Below are 25,639 nucleotides of genomic sequence, written 5' to 3' on the forward strand. Positions count from 1 at the left end.
CTGCTCGATATCATGATGCCTGATCTGGATGGCCATGAGGTGTGTCGTCAGCTGAAAGCCGATCCGCAGACCAGCGAGATCCCGGTGATATTTCTTACCGCCATGGCGCAAACCGAGGATGAGCGGCAGGGATTTGCACTGGGCGCCGCCGACTACATCACCAAACCCATCAGCCCGCCGATCCTGTTGGCACGCATCGACACTCACCTGATGCTCAAGCGAGCTGCGGATCAACTGCGGGCATCTCGTTATCCGCTGGCGTGTCAGCATGCCGGGCAACCAACGCCTCACCACACCCTCGCACAGGGTGCCGCCTTGTTGCTTGCCACGTTTGCCGAGCAGCGTGCGCTTGATGTTCAATCTCATGCCTTGTACACCCAATCCAGACTCAGGGCGCTGGTTTGCCAGCTGGCGAACCAGTCGCACTATCGGGATGCGTTGGCCGGGCTCGATGTCGAGCTGCTCTGTCAGGCCGCTTTGCTGCGGGATGTGGGGATGCTGAGTGTACCGGAAGCCGTCCAGTGCAAGTCTGCGCCGCTGACTGCGTCAGAGCGTGCGCAGATCGTCCGCCATCCCGAGTGGGGGGAGGCGGCTATCGCCCGGCTTGCGAGGGAGGTTGAGGGATCTGTCGCCGCAGAGAGCCGGGGAGCAGACAGCAGTACCGATAAGAGTGCCGATGAGCCACATGCCGGGTTTGCCCTCGCCAGGGTGCTGGCTCGTCATCATCACGAGCGCTGGGATGGCACCGGTTATCCCGATGGGCTGGCGGGAGAGGCGATCCCGCTGGCTGCGCGCCTGATGGCCATCGTCGATGTGTATGGCGCCCTGCTCAGTGAGCGACCCCATCGTCCGCCCTTCTCACACGAAGAGGCGCTGGCGCTGATGATGGCAGGGCGAGGCAGTCAGTTTGATCCCCGCCTGCTGGATGGCTTTGCCGCACTGGCGCCGATATTGCAACCGCGCGCCGGGCGGGACGGCGGAGCATACCGCAACCCATGAGATCCCGTTTCTGGCACATTGCCGCCGTGCTATTGCTCTCCTTGATGGTGGCTACGCTGGTTGATGCTTTCTATTTGGAACTGGAGCGGCAGGACTATCGCCAGTCGCTGGATACCCGCATTCAGCGCGAGGGCGATAATCTGCAGCAATTGACCCTCTCAAGCAAAGGGATGGGGGCGGTGCAGCTGGCCGGCCGACTTAATCGCGAGATCCAGCAGTCGTCACTGCTCGAGCGGGGGGACCTGAGCCCCAGCGAGGCACTGCAGGTGCTGGCGCAAGGGGTGAAGGCCAATCATGCCTTTGTGACCAATAAAGCTGGGGTGATTGTCCGAGACTGGGATGCGCTCGGCCGGCATGTCGTCGGGCAGGATGTGTCGTTTCGTTCCTACTTCAGGCAAGGGATCCAGGGGCTGGAAACGGTGGATGCCGGGGTCAGCCTCAATACCGGCAAGCGGATGATCTATGTGGCGGCGCCGGTCTCTCACGATCGGGCGCAAGGAAGCGAGATTTCCGGGGTGGTGGTGGCGCGCTACGAGATGACGCTGCTCGATACCTTTCTGGCTGGGTGGGGCAATGCCATCGGCTTGCTGGTCTCGCCCGATGGGGTGGTGATGGCCAGCAACAAGAGCGACTGGCAAATGGCGGTGGTGGGGCCGAACTCTGCCGTCAGGCAACAGCAGCTCTTTGCCTCTCATCTCTATGGACACTACTTTGCACCGGATCGCCAGCCGGTGATCCTGCCTGCACTCGATGGCAGTGAGGTGAGGATCGGAAAGGATAGCTATCTGGTGAGCCGCTTGCCCATCGAGTGGCACGATACCAAAGGGCAGTGGACGCTGCTGTTGCTGGGCAATGTGGAGCAGGCCGTGTCAGGATGGCGGCGAGTGGCCTTGTTCGGCACAGCCCTGTTGATCTGTCTGGTCTCGGCCCTGCTCTGGCAGGGACGGATGTTGCGTCGCCGCAGCATTCGCGAGCGCAACGAGCAGTTTGCCTTTCAGCAGGCGTTGATCGATACCCTGCCACATCCCCTCTTCTACACCGACAATCAGGGTCGCTTGCTGGGGGTAAATCGTGCCTTTACCAGCGCATTTGGTGGCGCCCGGCCAGTCGAGGGCAAGCGGCTGGCGGAGTTGCCACAACTGGCCGGGTTGGATGCGGTGGATGAGGACAACACCTTGCAGAGGGTGGCTGGCAGTCAGGCCAGAACACAGCATGAAGTGCGTCTGCTCTTGCCGGATGGCCGTCCTCTGGACATGCTCTATTTTCTCTCGGGGATCGAGCTTGCCGAGAGCGAGCGTAGCGGCGCGGTCGGCAGCCTGGTCGACATCACCCCGATCCGTGCTGCCGAGCAGGCCATGCGGGAGGCCCATGATCGGATAGCGGCAGATCGCCAACGACTGCATGAGAGCGAGCAGCGGATCCAGTCCATGGTACGCAACGTGCCGGGCATGGTCTATCGCTGCCTCCCTCATCACCCCTGGACCATGTTGTTCGTCAGCGACGAGGCGGAAAAATTGACCGGCTATCCCGCCAGCGATTTTATCGGCGTTGGCAACAGCCGCGATTTTGGTGACTTGATCCATCCCGACGACCTCGAACTGAGCAACCGCAACACCATTGATGCCATTGCCGGGCACCGGCAATATATCAACGAGTACCGTATCTTCGATTGCTGGGGCCAGATCCGCTGGGTCTACTCCATCGGGCTCGCCACCTATGATGCCCAGGGCAAGGCCGCCTATCTGGACGGGATCATTTTCGACTTCAGCGACCGCAAGCAGGCGGAGGCCGTCATGCTCGAAGCCCGGCAGATCGCCGAGGATGCGACCCGAACCAAGAGCGAATTCTTGGCCAACATGAGCCATGAGATCCGCACGCCGATGAATGCCATCATCGGCATGGCCCATCTGGCACTGCAAACCAGCCTCTCTCCCGAGCAGCACAACTATGTGAGCAAGATAGACAGGGCGGCGAACAACCTGCTCGGGATCCTCAACGACATCCTCGACTTCTCCAAGATGGAGGCGGGCAAGCTGCAACTGGAACAAGTGGATTTCCGGCTCAACGAGGTATTCGAGTGGCTGGCTGATCTGACGGCGTTTCGGGCGCGGGAAAAGGGGCTGGCGCTGCTGTTCGATCTGGCCGGTGATCTGCCTGAGCGTTTGCGCGGTGATCCCCTGCGGCTCGGCCAGGTCCTGCTCAACCTGACCAGCAATGCCATCAAGTTTACCGAGCAGGGAGAGGTGATCGTCCGGCTGGCGCGAAGTGAGGAGGGGGATGGCGAGATCTGGCTGCAGGGCAGCGTGCAGGATAGCGGTATCGGCATGACGGCGGAGCAGTGCCAGCGTCTGTTTCACTCGTTTGAGCAGGCTGACAGCTCGACCACCCGCAAATATGGCGGCACCGGCCTTGGCCTGGCCATCACGCACAATCTGGTGCAGCTGATGGACGGGGAGATTCGGGTGGAGAGCAAACCGGGGCAGGGTAGCGGGTTCCACTTCCGTATCCGTCTCGCCACCGTGGCGGATAAGGGTAATGAGAAAGATCAACGTGTGGACATGCCGCTGGCGCCGCAGCGTCTTTTGTTGCTGGAACCTCACCCAGCCTCGCGAGCGGCCATCCTTCACCAGCTGGCGGCGCAGCCACTTGAGCTTGTCAGCGCGGACGCTCCCGCAGCGGCGCTGGCACTGCTGCATCAAGGCATCGCGGCGGGCAAACCCTGTGATCGATTGGTGCTGGGCTGGCAGGAGGGGGATGGCTGGTTGCCAGAGGTGCTGCAGGAGATTGCCACGCTGGCAGTGCCGCCCGCGATATTGGTGATCACTGCGGGTGATCCCGCACTGGTTGCCAGCCATGCCCGCGTGCAGGGGCTGGCGCTGACCGGTGTGCTGGCCCATCCGTTTACACCGCAGTCACTGTATCAGGCGCTTGGCGGCGATGCCGTGGGGCGGGAGGCGTTATCTGATGCCTGCCCCCATCATCAGGCGGCGCTGCCCGGCCATGGGTTGGCAGGAGCCCGCCTGCTGCTGGTGGATGATAACGACATGAACCGGGAGGTGGCGCTGGCACTGCTGGGCAAGGAGCAGATCTCGCTGGTCTGTGCCTGTGATGGTGCGCAGGCGCTCGCTCTGCTGGCGCAAGATCGCGGGTTTGACGGCATCCTGATGGATTGCCAGATGCCGGTGATGGACGGGTATGCCGCGACCCGGTTGATCCGTGCCGATCCGGCGCTGGCCGGGATCCCCATAATCGCCATGACCGCCAGCACCATGGCCGGGGATAAAGAGAAGGCGCTGGCGGCAGGCATGAACGACCACATCGCCAAACCCCTGAATATGCCGCTGTTGCTGGCGACTCTCTCGCACTGGATCAAGCCAGCCAGACCGCTGGCTGTCGCCACCAAGTCGCAGGTGCCAGACGATGCGACCCCTTGGCAGGGCGTGCCCGGCCTTGACGTGCTGCGGGGCATGGCCGTTATGGGGGGCGACAGTGCGCTCTACCGCAATATGTTGCAGCGCTTCTGGCAGGGGCAGCAGGGGTTTTCAGCCAGTTTCCACTCGGCGTGGGCGTCGGATGACAAGGTCACGGCCCGGCGTCTGGCTCACACCCTCAAGGGCAGTGCCAGCACCATAGGGGCGACCGGTGTGGCGGAGCAGGCGGCGCTGCTCGAGCGAGCCTGTGAAGAGGGGAATGACTCAGGGGTCGCAACCAGCCTGCCAGCCCTGATGGCAGAACTGGTGCCACTGCTTACCGCCTTGCATGCCGAGCGGGTGTCGCAGCCAGTGACGCTCGCCAGCGAGCACGCTTATGTCATCGATGCTGAGACCCTGGCTGTGCAACTGCGGCAACTGGGCGAGTTGTTGGCACAGAGTGATGCGCAGGCGTTGGCGCTCTGTCAGCAGATACAGGCTGACCTGGCCGCTAGTTCATCGCCGCAGTGGACTGCGTTTCAAGAGGTCAGCCAGGCGGTCAACGAGTTCGAGTTTGATCATGCCTTGCACTTGTTGCAATCTTTGCCATCCAGCTGGTGAAGATGGCGGCGAGCCAGTAGCGTTTTCACATGACCTCGGTGTACCTCATGCATGTGTAGCGTCAAACCAGTGATTCCAGCATGAGCAAGGGGCTTTGATGTGACGGGTCCAGGTATCGGTGAGAATTGCCATCAGGTAACCCCCTTGGGAATTATCTTCAGAGAAACCCCAGTCAACCGCGTTGTCTGGGGCTTTTTGCTGCCTGTGATTTGGCTTTTCATCCGTTGTCAGGTGCCGGGGGCGAACCTGTCCGCCAGAGCAGTACCAATCCCACCGCCAGCCGGTGGCAGGGGTTATTGCTCTATATCGATCTCGGCATTGGCCAGGCGCCTGTGCTGGATGGTCGAGATCAGCACCAGTACGGCGATGGCTGCCAGCAGGGTGAAGGAGGCGGAATAACGGCTCAGCTCCAGCCCTCCCTTGCTCAGCGGCTTGTCCAGGAAGTCGCCGATGACTGCGCCCAGCGGCCTGGTCAGGATGAAAGCGGCCCAGAACAGCAGGGTACGCGATGCCCGGGTCAGGTAGTAGGTTGCCACTATGGCTAACAGCATGCCGCCAAACAGCACGGCACTGCCTGCATAGCCAAAGCCGGCTTCATCCGCGGTCCAGTCACCCAGCGCCGTTCCCAGGGTTTGGGAGAACATGATGGTGATCCAGTAGAACATCTCGGTGCCGGGTGTGGTGACGCTGCCGGTGGAGATGTTGCCCTGAAACTTGTACCAGGTGAAGAAGGAACCTATCAGCAGCAGGAACAGCAGGGTGGAGCCGCCGGCATAACCGAGCCCAAGCGAGCGATCGGCAAAGTCTGCGAGCGTGGTACCGACCGTGGTGGTGGCTATGATGGTGGTCCAGTAAAGCACGGGTTTATAGGAGGTCGCCGCGATTTGGGCGCTGACCGACACAAAGAAAATGACGGCAAAGATCGCCGTTCCCACCAGATAACCGAGATCCATCGACATGGAGACGGCGTCGCCACCGGTCTCTCCCAGGGTGGTTGCCAGAATTTTGATGACCCAGAATGCCAGGGTGATCTCTGGCACCTTGCTGATGGCTGCGTTGCTGTTGCTATGCATGTTAACCCTCTCTCGCTGATGCCGTTCGACGAGGACTCGTCAGGGCACAGCGTCGCCGAGAAGTCTTAAGCAAGTGTTAAGACGCAGGGGGCTCATCACTCTTTTTATCACGGGCGGCGCAGCCCTCACTAATGGCAGGGTGCCTTTTTGCATATCCATGGCGATGGGGTGCTCTTTTTTTGAGCGGTCATTTATCATGATCTGCTTAATTTTCCCTTAAGTATTGTGGGGTAGCCTGCATCTTTTGTGGTGATTATTGACATGACTCACATTATCAGGGGTGTCTGAAAATATCCTGCCCGGTGTCTTCATGGCTCTGTTACCATTCGGCGCCAAATATTTAAACACCCACATAAATAAGTATTTTAACGGTGTAATAAAGAAGTGTAATAGGGAGATATATATGCCTTCTTTTCTTAAAATAAGAATTGTTCCGTTTGTTTTTCTGTTGGCATTCCTCTTTGCCTTTCTGCTCAACTGGTCAGTTTTGCTGCATTTCTATGAAATATTGAGCCAACTTGAACACGTCAAGATTGGGTTTGCCATTTCCATTCCCATCGTATTGATTGCGGCCCTGAACTTTGTATTCATGCCCTTTTCCGTACGTTATTTCATCAAGCCTTTCTTTGCCTTCCTGTTTATCACGGGGGCCATCGCCAGCTACACCATGATGAAATATCGGGTGTTGTTTGATGGCGACATGATCCAGAACATCTTTGAAACCAACCAGAGCGAGGCTCACTCCTACCTGAGCATACCTCTTGTCAGCTGGGTGCTGCTGGCCGGGGTCTTGCCCGCCGTGCTGCTGTTTTTCATCAAGATCGAGTATCCGGCGAAATGGTATCAGGGTCTGCTGCAACGGGGGCTCTCCATGCTGGCATCACTGCTGGTATTGGGGCTGATAGCCGCCGCTTATTATCAGGATTACGCTTCGGTCGGTCGCAACAACCAGACCCTGAATCGGGAGATAGTCCCGGCCAACTACATGTACAGCACCACCAAATATCTCTACAAACGCTATCTGGCCGAACCCATCCCCTTCAAGCGCATGGGGGATGATGCCAAACGGGTGAGCAAGGCCGGCAAACCGACCATGATGTTCCTGGTGGTGGGGGAGACGGCCCGCGGCAAGAACTTCTCCATGAACGGCTATCACAAGGAGACCAATCCCTTCACCAGCAAGCAGGCGGGGATCATCTCCTTCAACGATGTGCGCTCCTGCGGCACGGCGACGGCTGTCTCTGTGCCCTGCATGTTCTCCAACATGGGGCGCAACGAGTTTGATGGCAATGTGGCGCGCAACAGCGAAGGCTTGCTGGATGTGCTGCAAAAGAGCGGCATTTCCATCTTCTGGAAAGAGAACGACGGCGGTTGCAAGGGGGTCTGTGATCGGGTGCCCAACATGGTGGTGAAACCGCAGGATCACCCCAAATTCTGCGACAAGAACACCTGCTATGACGAAGTGGTGCTGGAAGGGCTGGATGATGAACTGGCCGCCATGAAAGGGGACAAGCTGGTGGGTTTCCATCTGATTGGCAGCCATGGGCCTACCTATTACAAACGCTATCCAGGTTCCCATCGCCATTTCCTGCCGGACTGCCAGCGCAGCGATATCGAGAATTGCACCGATCAGGAGCTGGAAAATACCTACGACAACACCATACGTTATACCGATTACGTGGTCGCCAGCATGATCGACAAGCTGAAGAAATACGAAGACAAATACAATACTGTGCTGGTTTATATTTCGGACCATGGTGAATCATTGGGGGCCCTGGGTCTTTATCTGCACGGCACGCCCTATAAATTTGCCCCGGACGATCAGACCAGGGTGCCCATGCAGGTGTGGATGTCGCCCGGTTTTTCCCGGGACAAGGGGGTCAATCTCGATTGCCTGCAGCAAAATGCGGCCAGCACTCGCTACTCTCACGATAATTTATTCTCGTCCGTGCTGGGCATATGGGATGTCGATACGGTGGTATATGACAAGCAGCTGGACATGTTCAGCCAGTGTCGAACGGTTCAATAATGAACCAACGATAAAAAGGGGAGCCTGGCTCCCTTTTTTATTTGGGTGCGGCCAGACCATGGTTGCTGTGTGTACCTGCTGGTCGTTTTTTCGGCCGCGTGTATGATGAGCCTGTTGGCCGTTTATTCGCCAGTGAAAGCGGGGCTGTTCACGGGGAGCAAGCCATCTCATTGCAGGCGAATTAATCTGCCCGCGCCTGAGTAATTTATTCTTTTGCCAAGGCTCGTCTTTTCCAAAAAAGTCGATATAAAGTGGGATGCCATGACAAACCGGGTTCGCGTGATGGGGCTGGGCACATATTGCATGTGCCATATGCCGGTCGCGGGCTCGCAGCGTGGTCAATCAAAGGTCAAGGCACGGGGCATTCCCCGTCGTTGGCGGCAGTTTTCAGCAACATGATGCGGGCAGCCATGATCCGCGTCGGTAGGAATTGGCAATGCGGCGTCATCTGTTCACCTGGTTAGGCCCGTTATGTAGCTTGTTGTTGTTGGGGGCGGCACTGGCCGTCCTCTATCGTCTAACTCACCTCTGGCACTGGCACGATATCCGGCTGGCCATCTGGTCCTTGCCGATGCCGCTGTTGGGCGGGGCCCTGTTGCTGACGCTGCTCAGCTATGCCTGTCTCTGCTGTTATGACATGCTGGCGGTGCATGCCCTCGGCAAGCGCCTGCCCTGGCAGCAGGTCGGGGTCACCTCCTTCATCGCCTACACCTTCTCCAATACCCTGGGGTTTGCCCTGCTGACCGGTTCGTCGGTGCGCTATCGCATCTACTCCTCGCTCGGGCTCGGCACCGGGGAGGTGGCTCGGGTCATCGTCTTCTGCTCCGTCACCTTCTTCCTCGGCCTACTGGCCTGGGGGGGCAGCGCCCTGCTGGTGGGGCAGGCCTCCACCCTGTTGCCGAGCTGGCCGCTGTGGGCCGATCGGCTGCTCAATCTGACGGGGGGGATGGGGCTGCTGGTCGTGCTGACCTACCTGTTCTGGCCAAAACCTGCGCTGGCCTGGCGCGGCCACCAACTGGTGCTGCCGGTGTTCAGGACGCGACTGCTGCAACTGCTGGTGGCGCTGCTGGACTGGATGGCGGCCGCCGCCGTGCTCTATGTGCTGCTGCCGACGGACAGCGTCCCCTATCCCGTGCTGCTCAGCGCCTTCGTGCTGGCCAGTTTCCTCGGGGTGCTGGCCCATGTGCCTGGCGGGATCGGGGTGTTCGAGGCGAGCATGAGCCTGCTGCTCGCCAAGTATCTGCCAGTGGACAAGCTGCTGGCTTCCCTGCTGCTCTATCGCTGCATCTATTACGTGCTGCCCTTCCTCTGTGCCCTGCTGCTGTTTACCAGCCAGGAGCTGTTGCAGCAGCGGGCCCGTTGGAGCCGCCTGCAGGGCATAATGGCGGCGGTGCGCGAGTTCCTGCCGGCGCTGATCAGCCTGGGCGCCTTTGCGGCGGGCAGCCTGCTGCTCTGTTCGGGCATGATCCCCACCATGCGCGGGCGCATCGAGATCCTCTTGCAGGTATTGCCGCTGCACCTGCTGGAGCTCTCCCATGTGCTTGGCAGCGTCAGCGGCGTGTTGCTGATCCTGCTGGCGCGCAGCCTCTACCGGCGCCACGATGCCGCGTTTCGCATTACCCAGCTGCTGCTGGCGCTGGGGATGGTCTTCTCCCTGCTCAAGGGGTTTGACTGGGAGTCGGCCCTGCTGCTCGGGCTGTTTTTGCTCATCATCACCCCCTGTCGCGCCCTGTTCTATCGCAAGGGCTCCCTGCTCCACGCCCAGTTCACCCCGGGTTGGCTCATCTCGGTGGGAGCCGTGCTGCTGGGGGCGCTGTGGCTGCTGCTCTTCTCCTACCGCCAGGTGGAGTATGACCACGCCCTCTGGTTCCATTTCTCGCCCCATGGTGCCGCCTCCCGTGGTTTACGGGCCATGGGCAGCGTGGTGGCTGTGCTGGCCGTGGTCGGGGTGGCGCAACTGCTGGCGCCGCTGCGGGTCTCGGGTCGCAAGCCGGAGCCGGAGGAGTTGGCCCGGGCCCAGGCGCTGGTGGTGCGCGAAGGGGGCGGCCATGGCTACCTGGCTCAGCTTGGCGACAAGTCGCTGCTGTTTCACCCCGGCGGCGAGGCGTTTCTCATGTATGGCGTCGAGGGGAATGGCTGGATCGTGATGGGGGATCCTATCGGTCAGCCCGAGCTTATCGAGGAGCTGCTGTGGCAGTTTCGGGAGTTGTGCGATCAGCACGATGCCAGCCCGGTGTTCTACCAGGTGTCGGCCCGCTACCTGCCGCTCTATCTCGAACTGGGGCTGATCCCGTTCAAGCTGGGGGAGGAGGCCATCGTCGATCTGCCGGGCTTCGACTTAGCCGGCAGCCGGCTGCGCAACCTGCGCCAGAGCCATGCCAAGGGCAAGCGGGAGGGACTGTCGTTCGAGGTGGTGGCGGCAGATCAGGTACCGGCGCTGCTGCCCAGGTTGAAGGAGGTCTCCGATACCTGGCTGCAGAGCAAGCAGGGCAAGGAGAAGGGCTTCTCGGTCGGCAGTTTCGAGCCAGACTACCTCAGCCTGAGCCCGGCGGCGCTGGTGCGACACAGTGGGCAGATAGTCGGTTTCGCCAACCTCTGGGTCAGCGACAACAAGGAGAGCCTCTCCATCGATCTGATGCGCTACAGCCTGGATACGGGCACGGCGCCCATCATGGACTTCCTGTTTGTCGAGCTGCTGCTGTGGGGCAAGGCCGAGGGCTATGCCAGTTTCAACCTCGGCATGGCGCCCATGTCCGGCTTCAACGACCATCCCTTGAGCGGTTACTGGACCCGGCTTGGCAACACCATCTTTACCCGTGGCAGCCGTTTCTACAATTTCCAGGGGCTCAGACGCTACAAGGAGAAGTTCTCCCCGCGCTGGGAGCCCCGTTATCTGCTCTGCACCGGCAAATTGGTGCTGCCCAGAACCCTGACCAACTTGATTCCCCTGATAAGCCGAGGCCCGTTCGGGCTGATAAAGAAATAGGAGTCGGCCATGAGAGCCCTGTTATTGCTGCTGGCGTGCTGTGCATTTCCGCTCTTTGCCGCGTCGGTGAAAGAGGATCTGGGTCTGGTGGAGCTGCCGGTGGCACAAGCCTCGGCGGCGCCCATGGTGGTGTTTCTCAGCGGGGATGGTGGCTGGGCGGCGCTCGACAAGGGGTTGAGCGCCCAGTTTCAGCAACACGGCATGCCGGTGGTGGGCTGGAGCTCGCTTACCTACTACTGGAAGAAGAAGGATCCGCAGCAGGTCACCGCCGATCTGGTGCGCGTGCTGGCGGATTACCAGTCCCGCTGGGGGCGTCAGCGCTGGCTGCTGGTGGGCTTCTCCTTCGGGGCCGAGATAGTACCCTTCGTCATCAATCGGTTGCCCGAGCCCTACCGCAAGAGCCTGGTGGGGGCCGTGATGCTCTCCCCCTCGACTGCCTCCGATTTCGAGATCCATGTCAGCGACATGGTGGCGCACGACAAGGCGGGCAGTTACCCCACCCAGCCCGAGGTCAATGCCATCCACACCCTGCCCATGCTCTGCATGCAGGGGGCGGATGACGACTCTCCGGTGCGGCTCTGCCCCCGGTTGCAGCAGCCCAACGTGACCACTGTGACCCTGCCCGGCTCGCACCATTTCGAGGATGATTATCCGGTGCTGTTCAAGGCCATCACCAGTCACCTCTCCTTGCCGTGATGGTCGGACCCGGCGGGGAGCGCTAGCTCAAGTTTGGCCACTCTTCCTGCTAAATGTTGTTTAGGTATCCCTTGTCACACTCTGCTCACGCCGCCCTTTACAGGGTCTGACCACTTCCCAACACTTTGTTGAGCAATGGCTCAGAAGGGAGTGCGATATGCGTGAACAAAAGACCCATCTTGTTGATCAGGAAGTGGATTTCCCTGCCGATGAACAGCTGGTCTCCACCACGGATCTGCAGGGGGTGATCACCTATGCCAACGATCATTTCTGCCAGGTGGCCGGTTACAGCCGCGCCGAACTGGTGGGCCAGCACCACAACATGGTGCGCCACCCCGACATGCCCAAGGCCGCCTTTGCCGATCTGTGGGGCAAGCTCAAGCAGGGCCAGCCATGGCGCGGCATGGTGAAGAACCGTTGCCAGGATGGCCGCTACTATTGGGTCGATGCCTATGTCACCCCCATCTTCGAGCAGGGCAAGATAAGTGGCTATCAGTCGGTACGCTGCCGCGCCGATCCGCAGATGAAGGACATTGCCGCCAGGACTTATGTCCGCCTGCTCGCCGCCGAACAAGGGGGTCGCAAGCCTCGTCTCTCCCTGTCACGGCTGCGCCACGGGGTCGCAGGGGCTGGGCTGCTGGCGCTGGCCTGGCTGGGGGCCGTGCAGCTTGGCTCCTGGGCGCCGCTCTATATGGCGCTGCCGCTGGTGCTGCTGGGCCTGCTCTATCGCCACGAGCTCATCACCACCCCGCGCTACTTGCAGCAGCTGGCCGAGGAGTATGACAGCCTGACCCGGCTCATCTATTCGGGGCAGGAGCCGAGCGCCATCGCCGATTTTCACATCAAGCTGTTGCAGGCCCGCATCCGGACCGTGCTGGGGCGGGTGGATGATGCCACCCACGCCCTGCAGGATCTGGCGGTGCACCTGAAGAGCGCCTCCAGCGAGGCCAGCTCGGACATTGCCGAGCAGGATGCCCAGACCCAGCAGATGGCAGCGGCTATTACCGAGATGGCGAGCACGGCGCAGGAGATAGCTCGCAACATCCAGGATACCAACAGCCAGATCGCCCAGGCCAAGGCTCACTGCCAGCACACTGACAAGCAGCTGCTCGACACAGAGGGCAAGATAACCGAGCTGGCGAAGGAGGCTGAGCATGCGTTTGCCTCGGCGGTGGCGTTGGCCAGTGAATCGGATCGTATCGGGGTCTTGATGGGGGAGATCCAGGGCATCGCCGATCAGACCAACCTGCTGGCGCTCAACGCCGCCATCGAAGCGGCCAGGGCGGGTGAACAGGGGCGAGGCTTTGCGGTGGTGGCGGACGAGGTGCGTACCCTGTCGACCCGGACCCACAAGGCGACCGAGCAGATCCAGAGCAGCATAGGGCAGATCCAGCGCACCCTGAATGGCTGGAAGGGCATGATGCAGAACAACCTGCAACAGACCCAGGCCTGCGTGGAAATGACCCGGCAGGGCTCCGGCAGCCTGCATCAGGTGCTGGCCGAGATTGAGCTGGTGATGGATTTCTCGGCCCAGATTTCGGCGGCGGCGGAACAGCAACAGGCGGTAGTCGAAAACATCAGCCAGAACGTCAACCTCATCTCCCAGCACTCCCACGCCAACAGCAACAAGATGCAGGATGTGGATGAGTCGAGCGAGATCCTGCTGACCAAGGCCAGACAGCTCAAATCCTTGGGGCAGACCTTCGGCTAAGTCTGCCTGCGCCCTTGGTGCTGTAACCACAAGGCCACCCCGCGGGGTGGCCTTGTGGCGTTGGAGCGCGTCTGACGCGTCAGTCAGGCAGAGCTTGATATCTGGCGGGGGCCAGCTCGATCCCCTTGTCGTTGTACATGGCGCGATCGGCGTGGATCAGCCACTGCTCGGCGCGCCACCCCGGCTGGTATTGACTGATCCCGACGCTGATGCCGACCGCCAGCAGATGCTCGTTGACCTGAAAAGGCTGAGCCATGGCCATCCTGATCACCTCGGCTATGGTCTCGGCTTCGCCCAGATCCTGATCGGGCAGCAAGAGCACGAACTCGTCACCGGCCAGCCTGGCGAAGAAGTGCTGGTGGTCGAGGCTGCGGGTGATCCGCTCTGCCAGCTGGCAGAGGATGGCGTCCCCGTGGCTGTGGCCAAAGCCGTCATTGACCTGCTTGAAGTTGTTGAGATCGCAAAACAGCAGACAGCCGGGGTTGGGGCTCATGATCTGCGCCTCCAGCCGCTCCATCAGGCTCAGGCGGTTGGGCAGGCCGGTGAGGGGATCTCGCCGTGCCAGCTGCAATATCTCCTCTTCCCGCTGCTGGCGCAGGGCAATCTCGCGATTGAGGCGCTTGTTGCACACCAGCAGGTAGACAGCCAGCAGCAGGATCAGCGCGCAGGCCGCCAGACTCAGCAAAAACCAGGGGCGCCAGAAGACCCATTGCTCGGAGGGGGCCTGGTAGAGAAAGCCGGTCAGCGGCACCGGCTTCGGAATGAGGCCGATCTCGGCCAGCTGCTGCATGATGTGGGTGACGCGATCCGGGTTCATATACCCGATCTCCACATAGAGCGGCTGGATCATCTCCTTGCTCACCTGCAGCTCGTACTCCATGTGGGCCTGACTGCGGTTGACGCCGTACTTCTTGCGCAGCAGGGCGATGGCCTCCTGGGGGTGGGCGAGGGCATAGCGCCACCCCTCGAGACTGGCGGCGCGAAAACGCGCGACCCGGTCCGGGTGGGCCTGCTCCTGCGCCTGAGTGGTGAACAGTATGTCGCTGTAGAAGTCGATGCCGTAATTGCGCGGGTTGATGACGGAGACGGGGATGCCGCGTTCTTCCAGATAGAAGGGCTCGTTGCTGAGATAGGCGTTGAAGATATCGACCCGGCCCTCGATGAGATCCTCGATATTGACCGAAGTCTGGAGCGGGGTGAGCTGGTTCTCATTGAGGCCCTGATAGTAAAGGGTTGCCAGCAACTCGGCGTCCTGATGGGCGGAAAACATCATGATCCGTTTGCCACGCATGCCATCAACGGTGAGAATGCCGCTGTCACGGCGGGCCAGGAAGATGGACGGGGAGTGCTGAAAGACGCAGGCGAGCGCCAGCAAGGGCGTGCCCTTGGCATAGGAGGTCAGCACCTCGGTGTTGCCCACGCCAAAGTCGGCGCGACCGCTTTGTACCTCCTCCACCGGGCTGATCCCCTTGCCACCCGGCCTTATCTCCACGTCCAGTCCTGCCTTGGCATAGAAGCCCTTGGCCTTGGCCATGTGGTAGCCCACAAACTGGGGTTGGTGCAGCCATCGCAGCTGGAGCACCACGCGTTCCGGCGCTTCAAGCGGGGATTCGCTGGCCCGTAGGGGAATGGCATGACTGACGCCAATCAGCAGCAACCAAAGCAAGTATCTCTTCATCCGTGCGAGTCTTGTTCTGAGTGTTCATGGGGTGCGACCCCTTGAGAGGGTCATATTCTTGTAATGAAACACATTCTAAAGGGTTATTGATGTACCGGATACTAGCGCAGCACAAAGATTTCATGGTGATCAACAAGGGACCCGGCCTTGGCATGCATGACGAAACCGACGAGTCCGGTCTGGTCAATCCGGGCCTGGTCAATCGGGTCAAGGCCGACACAGGGTTTGCCCTCTATCCCGTCCATCGGCTCGACAAAATGACCTCCGGGCTGGTGTTGCTGGCACGCACCACGACGGCGAACCGGGCGCTCAGCATGGCGTTTGCGGATCGGCAGGTGAGCAAGCAGTATCTGGCCCTCTCCGATCGCAAGCCCAAGAAAAAGCAGGGCTGGGTCAAGGGGGACATGCAGAAAGGGCGTGGTGGTAGCTGGATGCTGGCGCGCAGCCTGGACAACCCCGCCATCAGCTGGTTCGACTCTGTGCCGGTACGCGAGGGCTTGCGGCTCTACCGCATCAAACCCCAGACCGGCAAGACCCACCAGATCCGGGTTGCCCTCAAAAGCATAGGGGCACCCATTCTGGGGGATGAGCGCTACGGCGGCACGGCAGCCGATCGCGGCTACCTGCACGCCTGGCGCCTGAGTTTCACCCTGGCAGACGAAGCGTTTGATTTTATCTGTCCTCCCGATGAGGGTGAGATGTTTCTCAGCCCCGAGCTGAATGCCGCCATCGCAGGATTGAGCGAATGAGCGGCGCTAAGGCGCTGCCGGAGAACCCGGTGCCCGTCAGCGGCTGGATCCTGGCGGATTTTGACGACACCCTGGCCCCGGGCGACAGCCACGCCGGCCTGCTGCGTTACATATTGCGTCGCCGGCTCTGGCCGCTGTTGCTGCTGCCGGTGATCGCGCTGGGTGGCCTGGTCTACCTTGTGCCAAGCCAGCGCAGGCGGGGGATTTCGCTGATCTGGTGGGCCATCACCCTGGGGCTTTCGCCCCTGGGCTGGCGCAAACTGGTGCGGGCCTATTGCCGCACCCGGCCCGGCCTGTTTCGCGAGGCGCGCGCCTTGCTGGCGGACGTGCACGAGCGCTGCTGGGTGATCTCCGCCAGCCCCCGCGCCCTGGTGCGCGGTCAGCTCTATCAGCAACTGCCCGGCACGCTGCCCCATCGCACCCTGGGCTCGCGGATGCACTACCGCTTGGGCGGCTTGATGCCGCGCTTTTACTGCCACGGTCAGCACAAGATACTGCCCGAGGTCCGCGCCCTCACTGTGACGCTGGCCCTGAGTGACAGCCTGCACGATCTGCCGCTGCTGGCGCAGGGCGCAGAGGCCTGGCTCATCAATCCCACCCCACTTCGTCTGCAAAAGGCGCAGGCGCGCTTGCCCCACATAGTGCCCAAACAGTGGCGACTGTAAGGCAAAGCTGACAGCCCTGCGGGTCGCCATGGGGCGATCCGCAAGGCTACGGCTTGAATGTCACAATCTATTTACATCTTTTGGTGGCGGACCCCGAGAAACTATCTGAAACCCGCCTCTTCTCTTCTGCCGCACACCTGCATCTAATGAAACAAGTTGTTAACAAGGCCTGTTTGACGGGATCGACGGTCAGGCCGTCGCCCCAGGTCAAACCGCTTTAACCACTTTCAGTCATCAGCACATTGCAAGGAGCGCATCATGACGACCACTTCCTCCTCTTCCCGTTCCCATACCATCAATCCCCTTGGCACCGATGGTTTCGAATTCGTCGAGTACACGGCGCCGGATGCCAAAGGCATAGCCGCCCTCAAGGCGTTGTTTGTCTCGCTGGGCTTTGCCGAAGTGGCAGAGCACAAGCACAAGCAGTGCTGGCTCTACCGCCAGGGCGACATCAACTTCGTGGTCAATGCCGAGCCCCACTCCCAGGCGGAGCAGTTCGCCAGCCTGCATGGGCCCAGCGTGTGCGGCATGGCATTTCGGGTGGCGGATGCGGGCAAGGCCCAGCAATACGCCATCACCAAGGGAGCCAAGCCCTTCGTCGGCAAGATAGGGCCCATGGAGCTCAACATTCCCGCCATCTATGGCATAGGTGAGAGCACGCTGTCGTTTGTCGACCGCTACGGCGACAAGGGCTCCATCTATGAGGTGGATTTTGTATTTTACCCCGACTGGCAGGCGCGAATGGCCGAGGTGGATGCGGGGCTCTACGAGATAGATCACCTGACCCACAACGTCCAGCGCGGCAACATGGATGTCTGGTCGAACTTCTATGAGCGGATCGGCAACTTCCGGGAGATTCGCTACTTCGACATCGAAGGCAAGCTCACCGGCCTGCACTCCCGTGCCATGACGGCCCCCTGCGGCAAAATTCGCATCCCCATCAACGAATCCTCCGATGACAAGTCCCAGATTGAGGAGTACCTGCGTCAGTACAAGGGGGAGGGGATCCAGCACATAGCGCTCGCTTCCAGTGACATCTACCAGACCATACGCACCCTGCGTGGCCGTGGTACCGGTTTTATGCCGACCCCGGACACCTACTACGAGAAGGTCAACAGCCGGGTCGAGGGCCATCAGGAAAATCTGGCCTCCCTCAAGGATCTGCAGATCCTCATCGATGGTTCTCCCACCAAGGACGGCATACTGCTGCAGATCTTCACCGACACCGTCATAGGCCCGGTGTTCTTCGAGATCATTCAGCGCAAGGGCAATGAAGGGTTTGGCGAGGGCAATTTCCAGGCACTGTTCGAATCCATTGAACTGGACCAGATCCGCCGTGGTGTGCTGCATGGAGAACCCAGCGATGCGTAACTGGATAAGCTTTCCCCATCGGGAGGGGACCCACTCCCGTCAGGCTCATGCCGATCTGCCAGAGCAGGCCATCTATGAGCGCGAACTGGGGCGGGCCGGCTTCTTCGGCCCCGCCACCCATATGCACCACAAGCATGCTCCCACTGACTGGACCAACTGGGAAGGGCCGCTGCGGCCGAGGGCGTTTGACTTGAACGGTCTGCAGGAGGAGGTTAGTTCCCTCTCCCCCTGGGTGATGCCGGATATTCTGCACAATGCTCACTGCCGCTACCGGATGTGGCGTTTGCACGAGCCTATGCCGTTTCTGGTGCGCAACGCCGACGGCGACGAGCTGCTGTTCATCCACGAGGGCAGTGGCGAGTTTTATTGCGACTACGGCCACCTGACCTTGCGGGACGGTGACTATGTGGTGATCCCCCGTGGCACCATGTGGCGCATCGAGCCCACGGCGCCCATGTTCATTTTGATGATAGAGGCGACTAACGACAGCTATCAGCTGCCGGACAAGGGGCTGGTGGGCAATCACGCCATCTTCGATCCGGCGGCGCTGGATGTGCCTGCCATCAATGAACGCTTTCTGGCCCAGCAGGATGAGAATCCCTGGTCGCTGCAGGTCAAGCGCCACAACCAGGTCTCCGTCATCACCTGGCCCTTCAATCCGCTGGATGCCCAGGGCTGGCACGGGGATTTGTGCGTGGTGCGCCTCAACTGGCGCGACATTCGCCCGTTGATGAGCCACCGCTACCACTTGCCGCCCTCGGCCCACTCCACCTTCGTGGCGAGCCGGTTTGTGATCTGCACTTTCGTGCCGCGCCCCATAGAGAGCGACCCCGGCGCCCTCAAGGTGCCCTTCTATCACAGCAATGACGACTACGACGAAGTGCTCTTCTACCATGCCGGGGACTTCTTCAGCCGGGACAATATTGAGCGGGGCATGGTCACTTTCCACCCCGCCGGTTTCACCCACGGCCCCCATCCCAAGGCGTTTGCGGCGGGGCAGGCCTATGCCAAGAAGTTCACCGACGAGGTGGCCGTGATGCTGGATACCCGCGATGCGCTCAATGTTGGCGGCCTGTGCGAAGGGGTGGAAAACCCGCGCTACGTCAGCAGCTGGCAGCGTCCCGAACTTTCGACTGCCACTGGCAAATAAGGATTTTTATGAAACTTGCAACCTTGAACAATGGCAAGCGCGATGGCGCCCTGGTGGTGGTCAGCCGGGATTTGAGCCGTGCAGTGCGGGTGCCATCCATCGCCCCCACCCTGCAGGCGGCGCTGGATGAGTGGGCACAAACGGCCCCGCACCTTGCCGCCGTCTATCAGACCCTCAACGATGGCACCTGTGCCGATGCCTTCCCGTTTGATGAGAGCGAGTGTCTCTCGCCCTTGCCCCGTGCCTACCAGTGGGCCGACGGCAGCGCCTACGTCAACCATGTGGAGCTGGTGCGCAAGGCCCGCGGCGCCGAGATGCCGGAAAGCTTCTGGCACGATCCCCTGATCTACCAGGGCGGCTCGGATTGCTTTCTGGCCCCCCGTGGCCCCATCGTGATGGGCTCGGAGGAGTGGGGTATCGATTTCGAGTCGGAAGTGGCCATCATTACGGATGACGTACCCATGGGGACGAGCCCGCAGGCAGCCGCCGCCCACGTCAAGCTGCTGATGCTGGTGAACGACGTGAGTTTGCGCAACCTCATCCCGGGCGAGCTGGCCAAGGGTTTTGGCTTCTTCCAGTCCAAACCGTCGAGCGCCTTCTCGCCGGTGGCCATCACCCCGGACGAGCTGGGCTGCGACTGGCAGGATGGCAAGGTGCATCTGCCGCTGGAAACCCATCTCAACGGTGCCCTGTTCGGCGCGCCCAATGCCGGGGTGGACATGACCTTCAACTTCCATGAGCTGGTCGCCCACGCAGCCAAAACCCGGCCGCTCGGGGCGGGCTGCATCATAGGCTCGGGGACTGTCTCCAACTATGACCGCAGTGCCGGGTCCTCCTGCCTCGCCGAGCTGCGCATGTTGGAAATTATCGAGGCAGGTCAAGCCACTACACCCTTTCTGCGCTTTGGTGATACAGTGTCCATCGCGATGCAGGATCGCAACGGGATGAGTCTGTTTGGCACCATTTTGCAAAAAGTCACGCAACAGGATGTCAGCCAGATGACGTGAAGGAGCCAGTGCGGGCACAGGGCCGACTGGTGAGCGGCAGGTGCCCTTGCACCTGCCAACACAGGGACAGATTATGTTGCAGTTGTTTGGATATTGGCGTTCATCGGCAAGTTATCGGGTACGGATAGTCATGCAGCTCAAGGGGCTCGATTATGAGTATCACCCGGTCAACCTGCGGCAGGGCGAGCAGCGCGAGAAGGCCTATCATCGCATCAACCCCCAGGGGCTGGTGCCCTTCCTCATCGACGGGGATGTGCAGTTCGGTCAGTCGGTTGCCATCATGGAGTACCTCGACGAGACCTATCCCGCCTATCCGCTGATGCCCTCGGCCGCCCAGGCGCGAGCCAGGGTGCGCCAGATAGTCAACATGATCGCCTGCGACACGCACCCGCTCGACAACCTGCGGGTGCTCAACTATCTGGAGCAGGAGCTGGGGCTGGGCAAGGCGCAGCGCGATTCCTGGTATCGCCACTGGATTGACGAGACCTTCAGGGTACTCGAACCCTTGTTGATGACCACGGCAGGCGTCTATTGCGTCGGCAACGAGGTGACCCTGGCCGACTGCATGCTGGTGCCCCAGGTCTACAACGCCCGCCGCTACGACATGACCCTGGATGAGTACCCCACCATCGCCCGCATCGTCGCCAACTGCGAGCAGCTGCAGGCCTTTATCAAGGCCGCCCCCGCCAATCAGCCGGATGCGCAGCCTTGATATTTGACTGACTCGAAAGCGTTTTTTGAAACCCATCGCCCCGCCCCCTTGTCTCCAACAGTGCGGGGCGATGACGGTATGGTATGAGTCGAGGCAACTCAGCTGCGTTCAGATGGTGGCTGGAAGAAGGCGATAAACTTGCCGAATTTCACCTCGTCGTAGCTCTTTCCCTTCTCAAGCAGCCCGGTGTTGAAAGACTCCAGCAGCTTGCCTTTGGCATCCAGCACGTAGAAGTGGGGCACCCCCAGGTACTCGGGGTAGCGTTTCAGGAAGGGCTCGTTCTTGTTCGCCTTGCTGACGTTCACCTTGACCACCACGAAGGTCTGGTTGAACTGACTGGCAAGGGTTGGCTCCCGGTCCAGGAAGTGGTTCATCTCCTTGCACCAGCTGCACCATTCTCCGCCCACCAGCAGCAGGACCTTCTTGCCCTCGGCACTGGCTTTGGCGGTGGCGGAGGCCAGATCCTGCGCCGGATCCCGCTGCTCGTCATACCCCTGACTGTAATCGGGCAGAGCCTTGGCCCAGAGATGGCCGGCGCTGTACGCCTCGCCATGGAACAGGGCCGTGCCAAGCAGCAGCGGCAATAGCAGTCGTTTCATCCTTTTCTCCTTGTGTTGTCATTCGTTGCTTCCAAGCCGGAACAATGTGACATGAGCGAGCCCCTTCGCCAAGCGGCAAGAGTGGCAGGGCATATGCGAAAAATGGGAATGATGGGTCAGAAAAGGATCTTTGCCGGTGTGACTGTGTTGGCAACCCGGGCGGTTTGACGAGACGGGTCAGGAAGCCATAAAGGCTGTCGCTACGATGCTATGCCGGTCATTTTCGTCAACGTGGGGCGATCGCAGGTTTGCATCCAGTCGGCTGGCTGCGAGTTATCCGCTGGCTGTTTCAGGGAGTGAAATGGGGAGAGTGGAATACAGAATCCGCCCCCTGAGATATTGATGCGGGAAAACGGCGAATAATAAGCGGCCGTCATGTGCATGCTTGTATTCAGCGCCATGGGAAATAATACCCGTCACGCTGGCGATAAAGGTGGATTTCATATCTCTGTATATGTGACCGAACCCATATATAAAATATTGTTTTGCTGAGGTTCCATCTGTGTTGGTGATGCAGGTGTGGTTCAGTTCACTCCTTGGCGAGTGCCGGGAAGTGTCATGCTTGCGCTGTGTTGGTTGCTTGTACGGATATTTTAAATTGATAGTTTATATATTATTGGAGTTTTGAGCCTGTTATCACGTTTATGTTAGTCGATAAAACCTAGTATCCTCTCATTAATAACAGATTCGAATCGGTTGCGTATCGAGAACTTACCTTCCTTTGGAAATTGTCATGGGCATAAACAGTTAGCGGTATTGATAACCCGTCGACGTGTCTCATGGCATTCAGGTTTATCGAGCGTGTCACCCTGTCAGCTATATTCATCACTAGATGGGAAGGGGCATTGCACGTTAATTTTGCAACAAGGAGATATCATGCATTCCTTCAAGAAGTGCGTCGTCGCACTCTCCATCAACTTTGCTCTCTTCTCATCGGCATTCGCCTGTACCACCCTGCTGGTTGGCAGCGAGGCCAGCGCCGATGGCTCCATGATGGTGGCCCGCAGCGCCGACAGCGATGCCCTGAAAGCTCAGCATTTTGTGATCCATCCGGCGAAGCAGGGGCAGAGCGGCGTTCATAGTTCCAAGGCCCACAACGGCGCCAATGATTTCAGCTATCCCTTGCCGAAAAACTCCCTGCGCTATACCACGGTACCGAACTGGAAGACCCAGCTGCACGGCGCCACAGGTTTCAATGAGAAAGGGGTGGGGGTGAGCGGCACCGAGTCTATCTTTGCTTCGCCCGAGGCGCTCGCCTTCGATCCCTATGTCGAGGATAAGGGGATCACCGAGGATGATATTCCCGATGTGCTGCTGTCGCGCGCCACCTCGGCCCGCGAGGCGGTCGTCCTGCTTGGCAACATCATCGAGACTATCGGCGCGGGGGAGGGATTTGGCGTCGCCGTGGTGGATGACAACGAGCTCTGGTATCTGGAGACAGCCACCGGCCACCACTGGATGGCGCAGCGTCTGCCCAAGGACCAGTATTTTGCTTCTGGCAATCAGGGTCGCCTGCAGCAGTACGATCCTGCCAGTGCCGACATGATGGGCTCGAAAAATCTGATCGAATTTGCCACCGAGAAGGGGCTCTACCATCCGCAAAAGGAGGGGGCATTCAACTTCTCGAAAGCCTATACCCGCGATGACGAGCGGGATCGCAGCTATAACGATCCGCGAGTCTGGACCATCCAGCAGATGTTCAACCCCTCGCTCAAGCAGGCGGTGGATGCCGGTCGCCAGTTCCCGGTCACCTTGACCCCCGAGAAGAAGATGACGCTGGAGGAGGTCAAGGCAGTGCTGCGCAATCACTATGACGGCACCGAGCACGATCCCTACAGCAAGGGGTTGAACGGTCAGGAGCCGTGGCGCCCCATCAGCGTGTTTCGCACCTACGAGTCCCACGTGATGCAGGTACGCCCCTGGATGCCGCGTGAAGTGGGGGAGGTGACCTATGTGGGCCTCGGCATGGCGGATTTGACCGCTTTCGTTCCCTACTACAGCGGTCTGGAGGCCTATCCGGCGCACTATGCTCTGGGCAGCGACAAGGCCGACAGCGACTCCATCTACTGGAAATATCGCAAGCTGCAGACCCTGGTGATGACCGATTACCCCAAATTGGCTCCCATGGTGAAGCAGGCATACCAGAGCTGGGAGGCGAAGATCGCCAACGAGCAGAAAGAGATGGAGGCCAAGTATCTGAAAACGGTGAAGAGTGACAAGGCCGCCGCCAACAGCATGCTCAACGACTTCAATCTGCGGGTGATGAAGGAGGCCGAAACGCTGACCGACGATCTGACCAACCAGATCTTCACGGTACGCACCCAGGATATTCAGGCCGATATCTTCTTCGCCAACAAGGCGAAAAAGGATTGATGCCGCTCAACATGGCAACATCGGCCAGCTGAGCTGACGAGCGCCATCGGAATGGCCAAAAATAAAAGCCCCTCGTGAGGGGCTTTTATGATGTTGGCAGCTAGGCCTACAGGCTGTCCGTCAGCCTGTCAGTAACTCTGCTGGTGGACGTCCATCACGGCGCGACCGGAGGGGTCGGCCATCTCTTTGAACTTGGCATCCCACTCCAATGCGGTCGGAGTAGAGCAGGCGACCGACTTGCCGTAGGGCACGGTGCGGGCGGCTGACTCCAGCGGGAAGTGCTCGTCGAAGATGGCGCGATAAAAATAGGCCTCCTTGGTGAGCGGGGTGTTGACGGGGAAGCGGAACTCCGCCGCCTCGAACATCTGGTCCGTCACTTCGGTCTCGACCATGGCTTTGAGGCTGTCAATCCAAGAGTAACCCACGCCGTCGGAGAACTGCTCCTTCTGGCGCCAGGCCACTTCGTGGGGCAACAGCTCCTCGAATGCTTCGCGTAGAATGTGTTTCTCGATCTTGCCGTTGCCGCACATCTTGTCGGCGGGGTTGAGGCGCATCGCCACGTCCATGAACTCCTTGTCGAGGAAGGGCACGCGGCCTTCCACGCCCCAGGCGGCCATGGACTTGTTGGCCCGCAGGCAGTCATAGAGGTGCAGGGAAGCGAGCTTGCGCACGTTCTCTTCGTGGAACTCTTTGGCGTTGGGCGCCTTGTGGAAGTAGAGGTAGCCACCGAACAGCTCGTCGGAACCTTCACCGGAGAGCACCATCTTGATGCCCATCGCCTTGATGTAACGGGCCATCAGGTACATGGGGGTAGAGGCGCGGATGGTGGTGACGTCATAGGTCTCGAGGTGATAGATGACGTCCCGCAGGGCATCCAGCCCCTCTTGCACTGTGAAGTGGATCTGATGGTGGATGGTGCCGAGGTGATCGGCCACCTTGCGGGCGGCGGCGAGATCCGGCGAGCCTTCCAGGCCGACTGCGAAGGAGTGCAGCTGGGGCCACCAGGCCTCGCTCTTGCCATTATCTTCCACCCGGCGGGCGGCATAGATCTTGGTGATGGCGGAGATGACGGACGAATCCAGTCCGCCGGAGAGCAGCACGCCATAGGGCACGTCACACATCAGCTGGCGTTTGACGGCCGCTTCCAGCGCGGCTTTCAGTTCAGCCCGGTCGCTGACCTTGTGCTCGACCGCACCGTACTCCATCCAGTCACGCTTGTACCACTGTTTAAGCTCGCCATCCTTGCTCCACAGGTAATGTCCCGGCGGGAAGGTTTCGACGCTCTTGCACACAGGCACCAGGGCTTTCATCTCGGAGGCGACATAGAAGTTGCCGTGCTCGTCGCGGCCGGTATAGAGGGGGATGATCCCCATGTGGTCACGACCAATCAGGTAGGCATCCTGTTCTGCGTCATAGAGGATGAAGGCGAAGATGCCGTTGAGATCGTCCAAAAAGGCGGGGCCCTTCTCCTTGTAGAGTGCCAGCAGCACCTCGCAGTCGGAGTGGGTCTGGAACTGGAAGTCGACCTTGAGGTTCTTCTCGAGTTCCTTGTGGTTGTAGATCTCGCCGTTGACGGCCAATACGTGAGTGCGCTCCGGGTTGTAGAGCGGCTGGGCGCCATTGCCCGGATCGACGATGGCCAGGCGCTCGTGCACCAGTATGGCTTTGTCTGTGCTGTAGACGCCGGACCAGTCAGGCCCGCGGTGACGCAATCGCTTGGACATCTCCAGCGCCGATTTGCGCAAGGCTGCTGCATCGGATTTGATGTCCAGAATGCCGAAAATAGAACACATTGGCGGTAATCCTCTTG

General features: G+C 60.2%; 17 protein-coding genes. 13 read left to right on the forward strand and 4 right to left on the reverse strand.

Features of this window, described 5'->3' with window-relative positions; genetic code table 11:
* Both BN1128_RS13365 and BN1128_RS24135 read left to right on the forward strand, forming a co-directional pair.
* Window positions 1–999 (forward strand): HD domain-containing phosphohydrolase (locus tag BN1128_RS13365; protein WP_042869561.1); only part of this gene is annotated, 999 nt, incomplete at its 5' end.
* Window positions 996–5,030 carry an ATP-binding protein gene (locus BN1128_RS24135; protein WP_052445523.1) on the forward strand — a complete coding sequence of 1,345 codons (4,035 nt, stop codon included), beginning with the start codon at window positions 996–998 and terminating at the stop codon, window positions 5,028–5,030. The genes BN1128_RS13365 and BN1128_RS24135, both read left to right, overlap by 4 nt.
* A 293-nt stretch (window positions 5,031–5,323) precedes the next feature.
* Here the strand turns inward: BN1128_RS24135 and BN1128_RS13375 are convergent, their stop codons facing one another.
* Window positions 5,324–6,103: a COG4705 family protein gene (locus BN1128_RS13375; RefSeq protein WP_042869563.1), complete on the reverse strand. Its 780-nt coding sequence runs from the start codon at window positions 6,101–6,103 to the stop codon at window positions 5,324–5,326.
* Between the two features lie 403 nt (window positions 6,104–6,506).
* Here BN1128_RS13375 and BN1128_RS13380 point away from each other — a divergent pair, with 403 nt between their 5' ends.
* The 4 genes from BN1128_RS13380 to BN1128_RS13395 all read left to right on the forward strand — a co-directional run bounded on the left by BN1128_RS13380 (window position 6,507) and on the right by BN1128_RS13395 (window position 13,525).
* Window positions 6,507–8,132 carry an MCR-3-related phosphoethanolamine--lipid A transferase gene (locus BN1128_RS13380; RefSeq protein ID WP_042869564.1) on the forward strand — a complete coding sequence of 542 codons (1,626 nt, stop codon included), beginning with the start codon at window positions 6,507–6,509 and terminating at the stop codon, window positions 8,130–8,132.
* Between the two features lie 436 nt (window positions 8,133–8,568).
* Window positions 8,569–11,118: a bifunctional lysylphosphatidylglycerol flippase/synthetase MprF gene (gene mprF / locus BN1128_RS13385; protein ID WP_042869566.1), complete on the forward strand. Its 2,550-nt coding sequence runs from the start codon at window positions 8,569–8,571 to the stop codon at window positions 11,116–11,118.
* 9 nt (window positions 11,119–11,127) lie between these two features.
* Window positions 11,128–11,814 carry an AcvB/VirJ family lysyl-phosphatidylglycerol hydrolase gene (locus tag BN1128_RS13390; RefSeq protein WP_042869574.1) on the forward strand — a complete coding sequence of 229 codons (687 nt, stop codon included), beginning with the start codon at window positions 11,128–11,130 and terminating at the stop codon, window positions 11,812–11,814.
* A gap of 157 nt (window positions 11,815–11,971) precedes the next feature.
* Complete coding sequence (locus BN1128_RS13395) at window positions 11,972–13,525, forward strand: methyl-accepting chemotaxis protein (protein WP_042869575.1); 1,554 nt, start codon at window positions 11,972–11,974, stop codon at window positions 13,523–13,525.
* 79 nt (window positions 13,526–13,604) lie between these two features.
* Here the strand turns inward: BN1128_RS13395 and BN1128_RS13400 are convergent, their stop codons facing one another.
* Window positions 13,605–15,203, reverse strand: coding sequence for a GGDEF domain-containing protein (locus BN1128_RS13400; protein WP_042869577.1), 1,599 nt, complete (start codon window positions 15,201–15,203; stop codon window positions 13,605–13,607).
* An 89-nt stretch (window positions 15,204–15,292) separates the two neighbouring features.
* Here BN1128_RS13400 and BN1128_RS13405 point away from each other — a divergent pair, with 89 nt between their 5' ends.
* The 6 genes from BN1128_RS13405 to maiA all read left to right on the forward strand — a co-directional run bounded on the left by BN1128_RS13405 (window position 15,293) and on the right by maiA (window position 20,857).
* Window positions 15,293–15,952, forward strand: a complete 660-nt coding sequence (locus BN1128_RS13405; protein ID WP_042869579.1) for a TIGR01621 family pseudouridine synthase — start codon at window positions 15,293–15,295, stop codon at window positions 15,950–15,952.
* Complete coding sequence (locus BN1128_RS13410; protein WP_042869581.1) at window positions 15,949–16,617, forward strand: HAD family hydrolase; 669 nt, start codon at window positions 15,949–15,951, stop codon at window positions 16,615–16,617. Before BN1128_RS13405 ends, BN1128_RS13410 begins: the two co-directional genes overlap by 4 nt.
* Before the next feature lie 258 nt (window positions 16,618–16,875).
* On the forward strand, window positions 16,876–17,988 hold the full coding sequence (hppD, locus tag BN1128_RS13415) for a 4-hydroxyphenylpyruvate dioxygenase (protein WP_042869583.1): 1,113 nt from the start codon (window positions 16,876–16,878) through the stop codon (window positions 17,986–17,988).
* Complete coding sequence (locus BN1128_RS13420) at window positions 17,981–19,138, forward strand: homogentisate 1,2-dioxygenase (RefSeq protein ID WP_042869585.1); 1,158 nt, start codon at window positions 17,981–17,983, stop codon at window positions 19,136–19,138. The genes hppD and BN1128_RS13420 overlap by 8 nt, the downstream gene beginning before the upstream one ends.
* 8 nt (window positions 19,139–19,146) lie before the next feature.
* Window positions 19,147–20,145, forward strand: coding sequence for a fumarylacetoacetate hydrolase family protein (locus BN1128_RS13425; RefSeq protein ID WP_042869587.1), 999 nt, complete (start codon window positions 19,147–19,149; stop codon window positions 20,143–20,145).
* Window positions 20,146–20,218: 73 nt separating this feature from the next.
* The gene (maiA, locus tag BN1128_RS13430) at window positions 20,219–20,857 is read left to right on the forward strand and encodes a maleylacetoacetate isomerase (RefSeq protein ID WP_042869589.1); all 639 of its coding nucleotides are present in this window, start codon (window positions 20,219–20,221) and stop codon (window positions 20,855–20,857) included.
* Between the two features lie 98 nt (window positions 20,858–20,955).
* On the opposite strand, the gene BN1128_RS13435 is transcribed toward maiA, so the two are convergent.
* The gene (locus BN1128_RS13435; RefSeq protein WP_042869591.1) at window positions 20,956–21,456 is read right to left on the reverse strand and encodes a thioredoxin family protein; all 501 of its coding nucleotides are present in this window, start codon (window positions 21,454–21,456) and stop codon (window positions 20,956–20,958) included.
* Between the two features lie 876 nt (window positions 21,457–22,332).
* On the opposite strand from BN1128_RS13435, the gene BN1128_RS13440 reads away from it, so the two are divergent.
* Window positions 22,333–23,829 carry a C69 family dipeptidase gene (locus tag BN1128_RS13440; protein WP_042869593.1) on the forward strand — a complete coding sequence of 499 codons (1,497 nt, stop codon included), beginning with the start codon at window positions 22,333–22,335 and terminating at the stop codon, window positions 23,827–23,829.
* A gap of 128 nt (window positions 23,830–23,957) precedes the next feature.
* Here the strand turns inward: BN1128_RS13440 and asnB are convergent, their stop codons facing one another.
* Window positions 23,958–25,622: an asparagine synthase B gene (gene asnB / locus BN1128_RS13445; RefSeq protein ID WP_042869594.1), complete on the reverse strand. Its 1,665-nt coding sequence runs from the start codon at window positions 25,620–25,622 to the stop codon at window positions 23,958–23,960.
* Window positions 25,623–25,639: the final 17 nt, after the last annotated feature.

The organism is Aeromonas piscicola (assembly GCF_000820005.1).
Lineage (GTDB): Bacteria > Pseudomonadota > Gammaproteobacteria > Enterobacterales > Aeromonadaceae > Aeromonas > Aeromonas piscicola.

Excerpts from the sequence above, each read along its gene's own strand:
- hppD (WP_042869583.1), top strand. The coding sequence starts at position 16,876 with ATGACGACCACTTCCTCCTCTTCCCGTTCCCATACCATCAATCCCCTT.
- mprF (WP_042869566.1), top strand. The coding sequence starts at position 8,569 with ATGCGGCGTCATCTGTTCACCTGGTTAGGCCCGTTATGTAGCTTGTTG.
- BN1128_RS13395 (WP_042869575.1), top strand. The coding sequence starts at position 11,972 with ATGCGTGAACAAAAGACCCATCTTGTTGATCAGGAAGTGGATTTCCCT.
- BN1128_RS13410 (WP_042869581.1), top strand. The coding sequence starts at position 15,949 with ATGAGCGGCGCTAAGGCGCTGCCGGAGAACCCGGTGCCCGTCAGCGGC.
- asnB (WP_042869594.1), bottom strand. The coding sequence starts at position 25,622 with ATGTGTTCTATTTTCGGCATTCTGGACATCAAATCCGATGCAGCAGCC.
- BN1128_RS13375 (WP_042869563.1), bottom strand. The coding sequence starts at position 6,103 with ATGCATAGCAACAGCAACGCAGCCATCAGCAAGGTGCCAGAGATCACC.
- BN1128_RS13420 (WP_042869585.1), top strand. The coding sequence starts at position 17,981 with ATGCGTAACTGGATAAGCTTTCCCCATCGGGAGGGGACCCACTCCCGT.
- BN1128_RS13390 (WP_042869574.1), top strand. The coding sequence starts at position 11,128 with ATGAGAGCCCTGTTATTGCTGCTGGCGTGCTGTGCATTTCCGCTCTTT.
- BN1128_RS13405 (WP_042869579.1), top strand. The coding sequence starts at position 15,293 with ATGTACCGGATACTAGCGCAGCACAAAGATTTCATGGTGATCAACAAG.
- BN1128_RS13380 (WP_042869564.1), top strand. The coding sequence starts at position 6,507 with ATGCCTTCTTTTCTTAAAATAAGAATTGTTCCGTTTGTTTTTCTGTTG.
- maiA (WP_042869589.1), top strand. The coding sequence starts at position 20,219 with ATGTTGCAGTTGTTTGGATATTGGCGTTCATCGGCAAGTTATCGGGTA.
- BN1128_RS24135 (WP_052445523.1), top strand. The coding sequence starts at position 996 with ATGAGATCCCGTTTCTGGCACATTGCCGCCGTGCTATTGCTCTCCTTG.
- BN1128_RS13400 (WP_042869577.1), bottom strand. The coding sequence starts at position 15,203 with ATGAAGAGATACTTGCTTTGGTTGCTGCTGATTGGCGTCAGTCATGCC.
- BN1128_RS13435 (WP_042869591.1), bottom strand. The coding sequence starts at position 21,456 with ATGAAACGACTGCTATTGCCGCTGCTGCTTGGCACGGCCCTGTTCCAT.
- BN1128_RS13440 (WP_042869593.1), top strand. The coding sequence starts at position 22,333 with ATGCATTCCTTCAAGAAGTGCGTCGTCGCACTCTCCATCAACTTTGCT.
- BN1128_RS13425 (WP_042869587.1), top strand. The coding sequence starts at position 19,147 with ATGAAACTTGCAACCTTGAACAATGGCAAGCGCGATGGCGCCCTGGTG.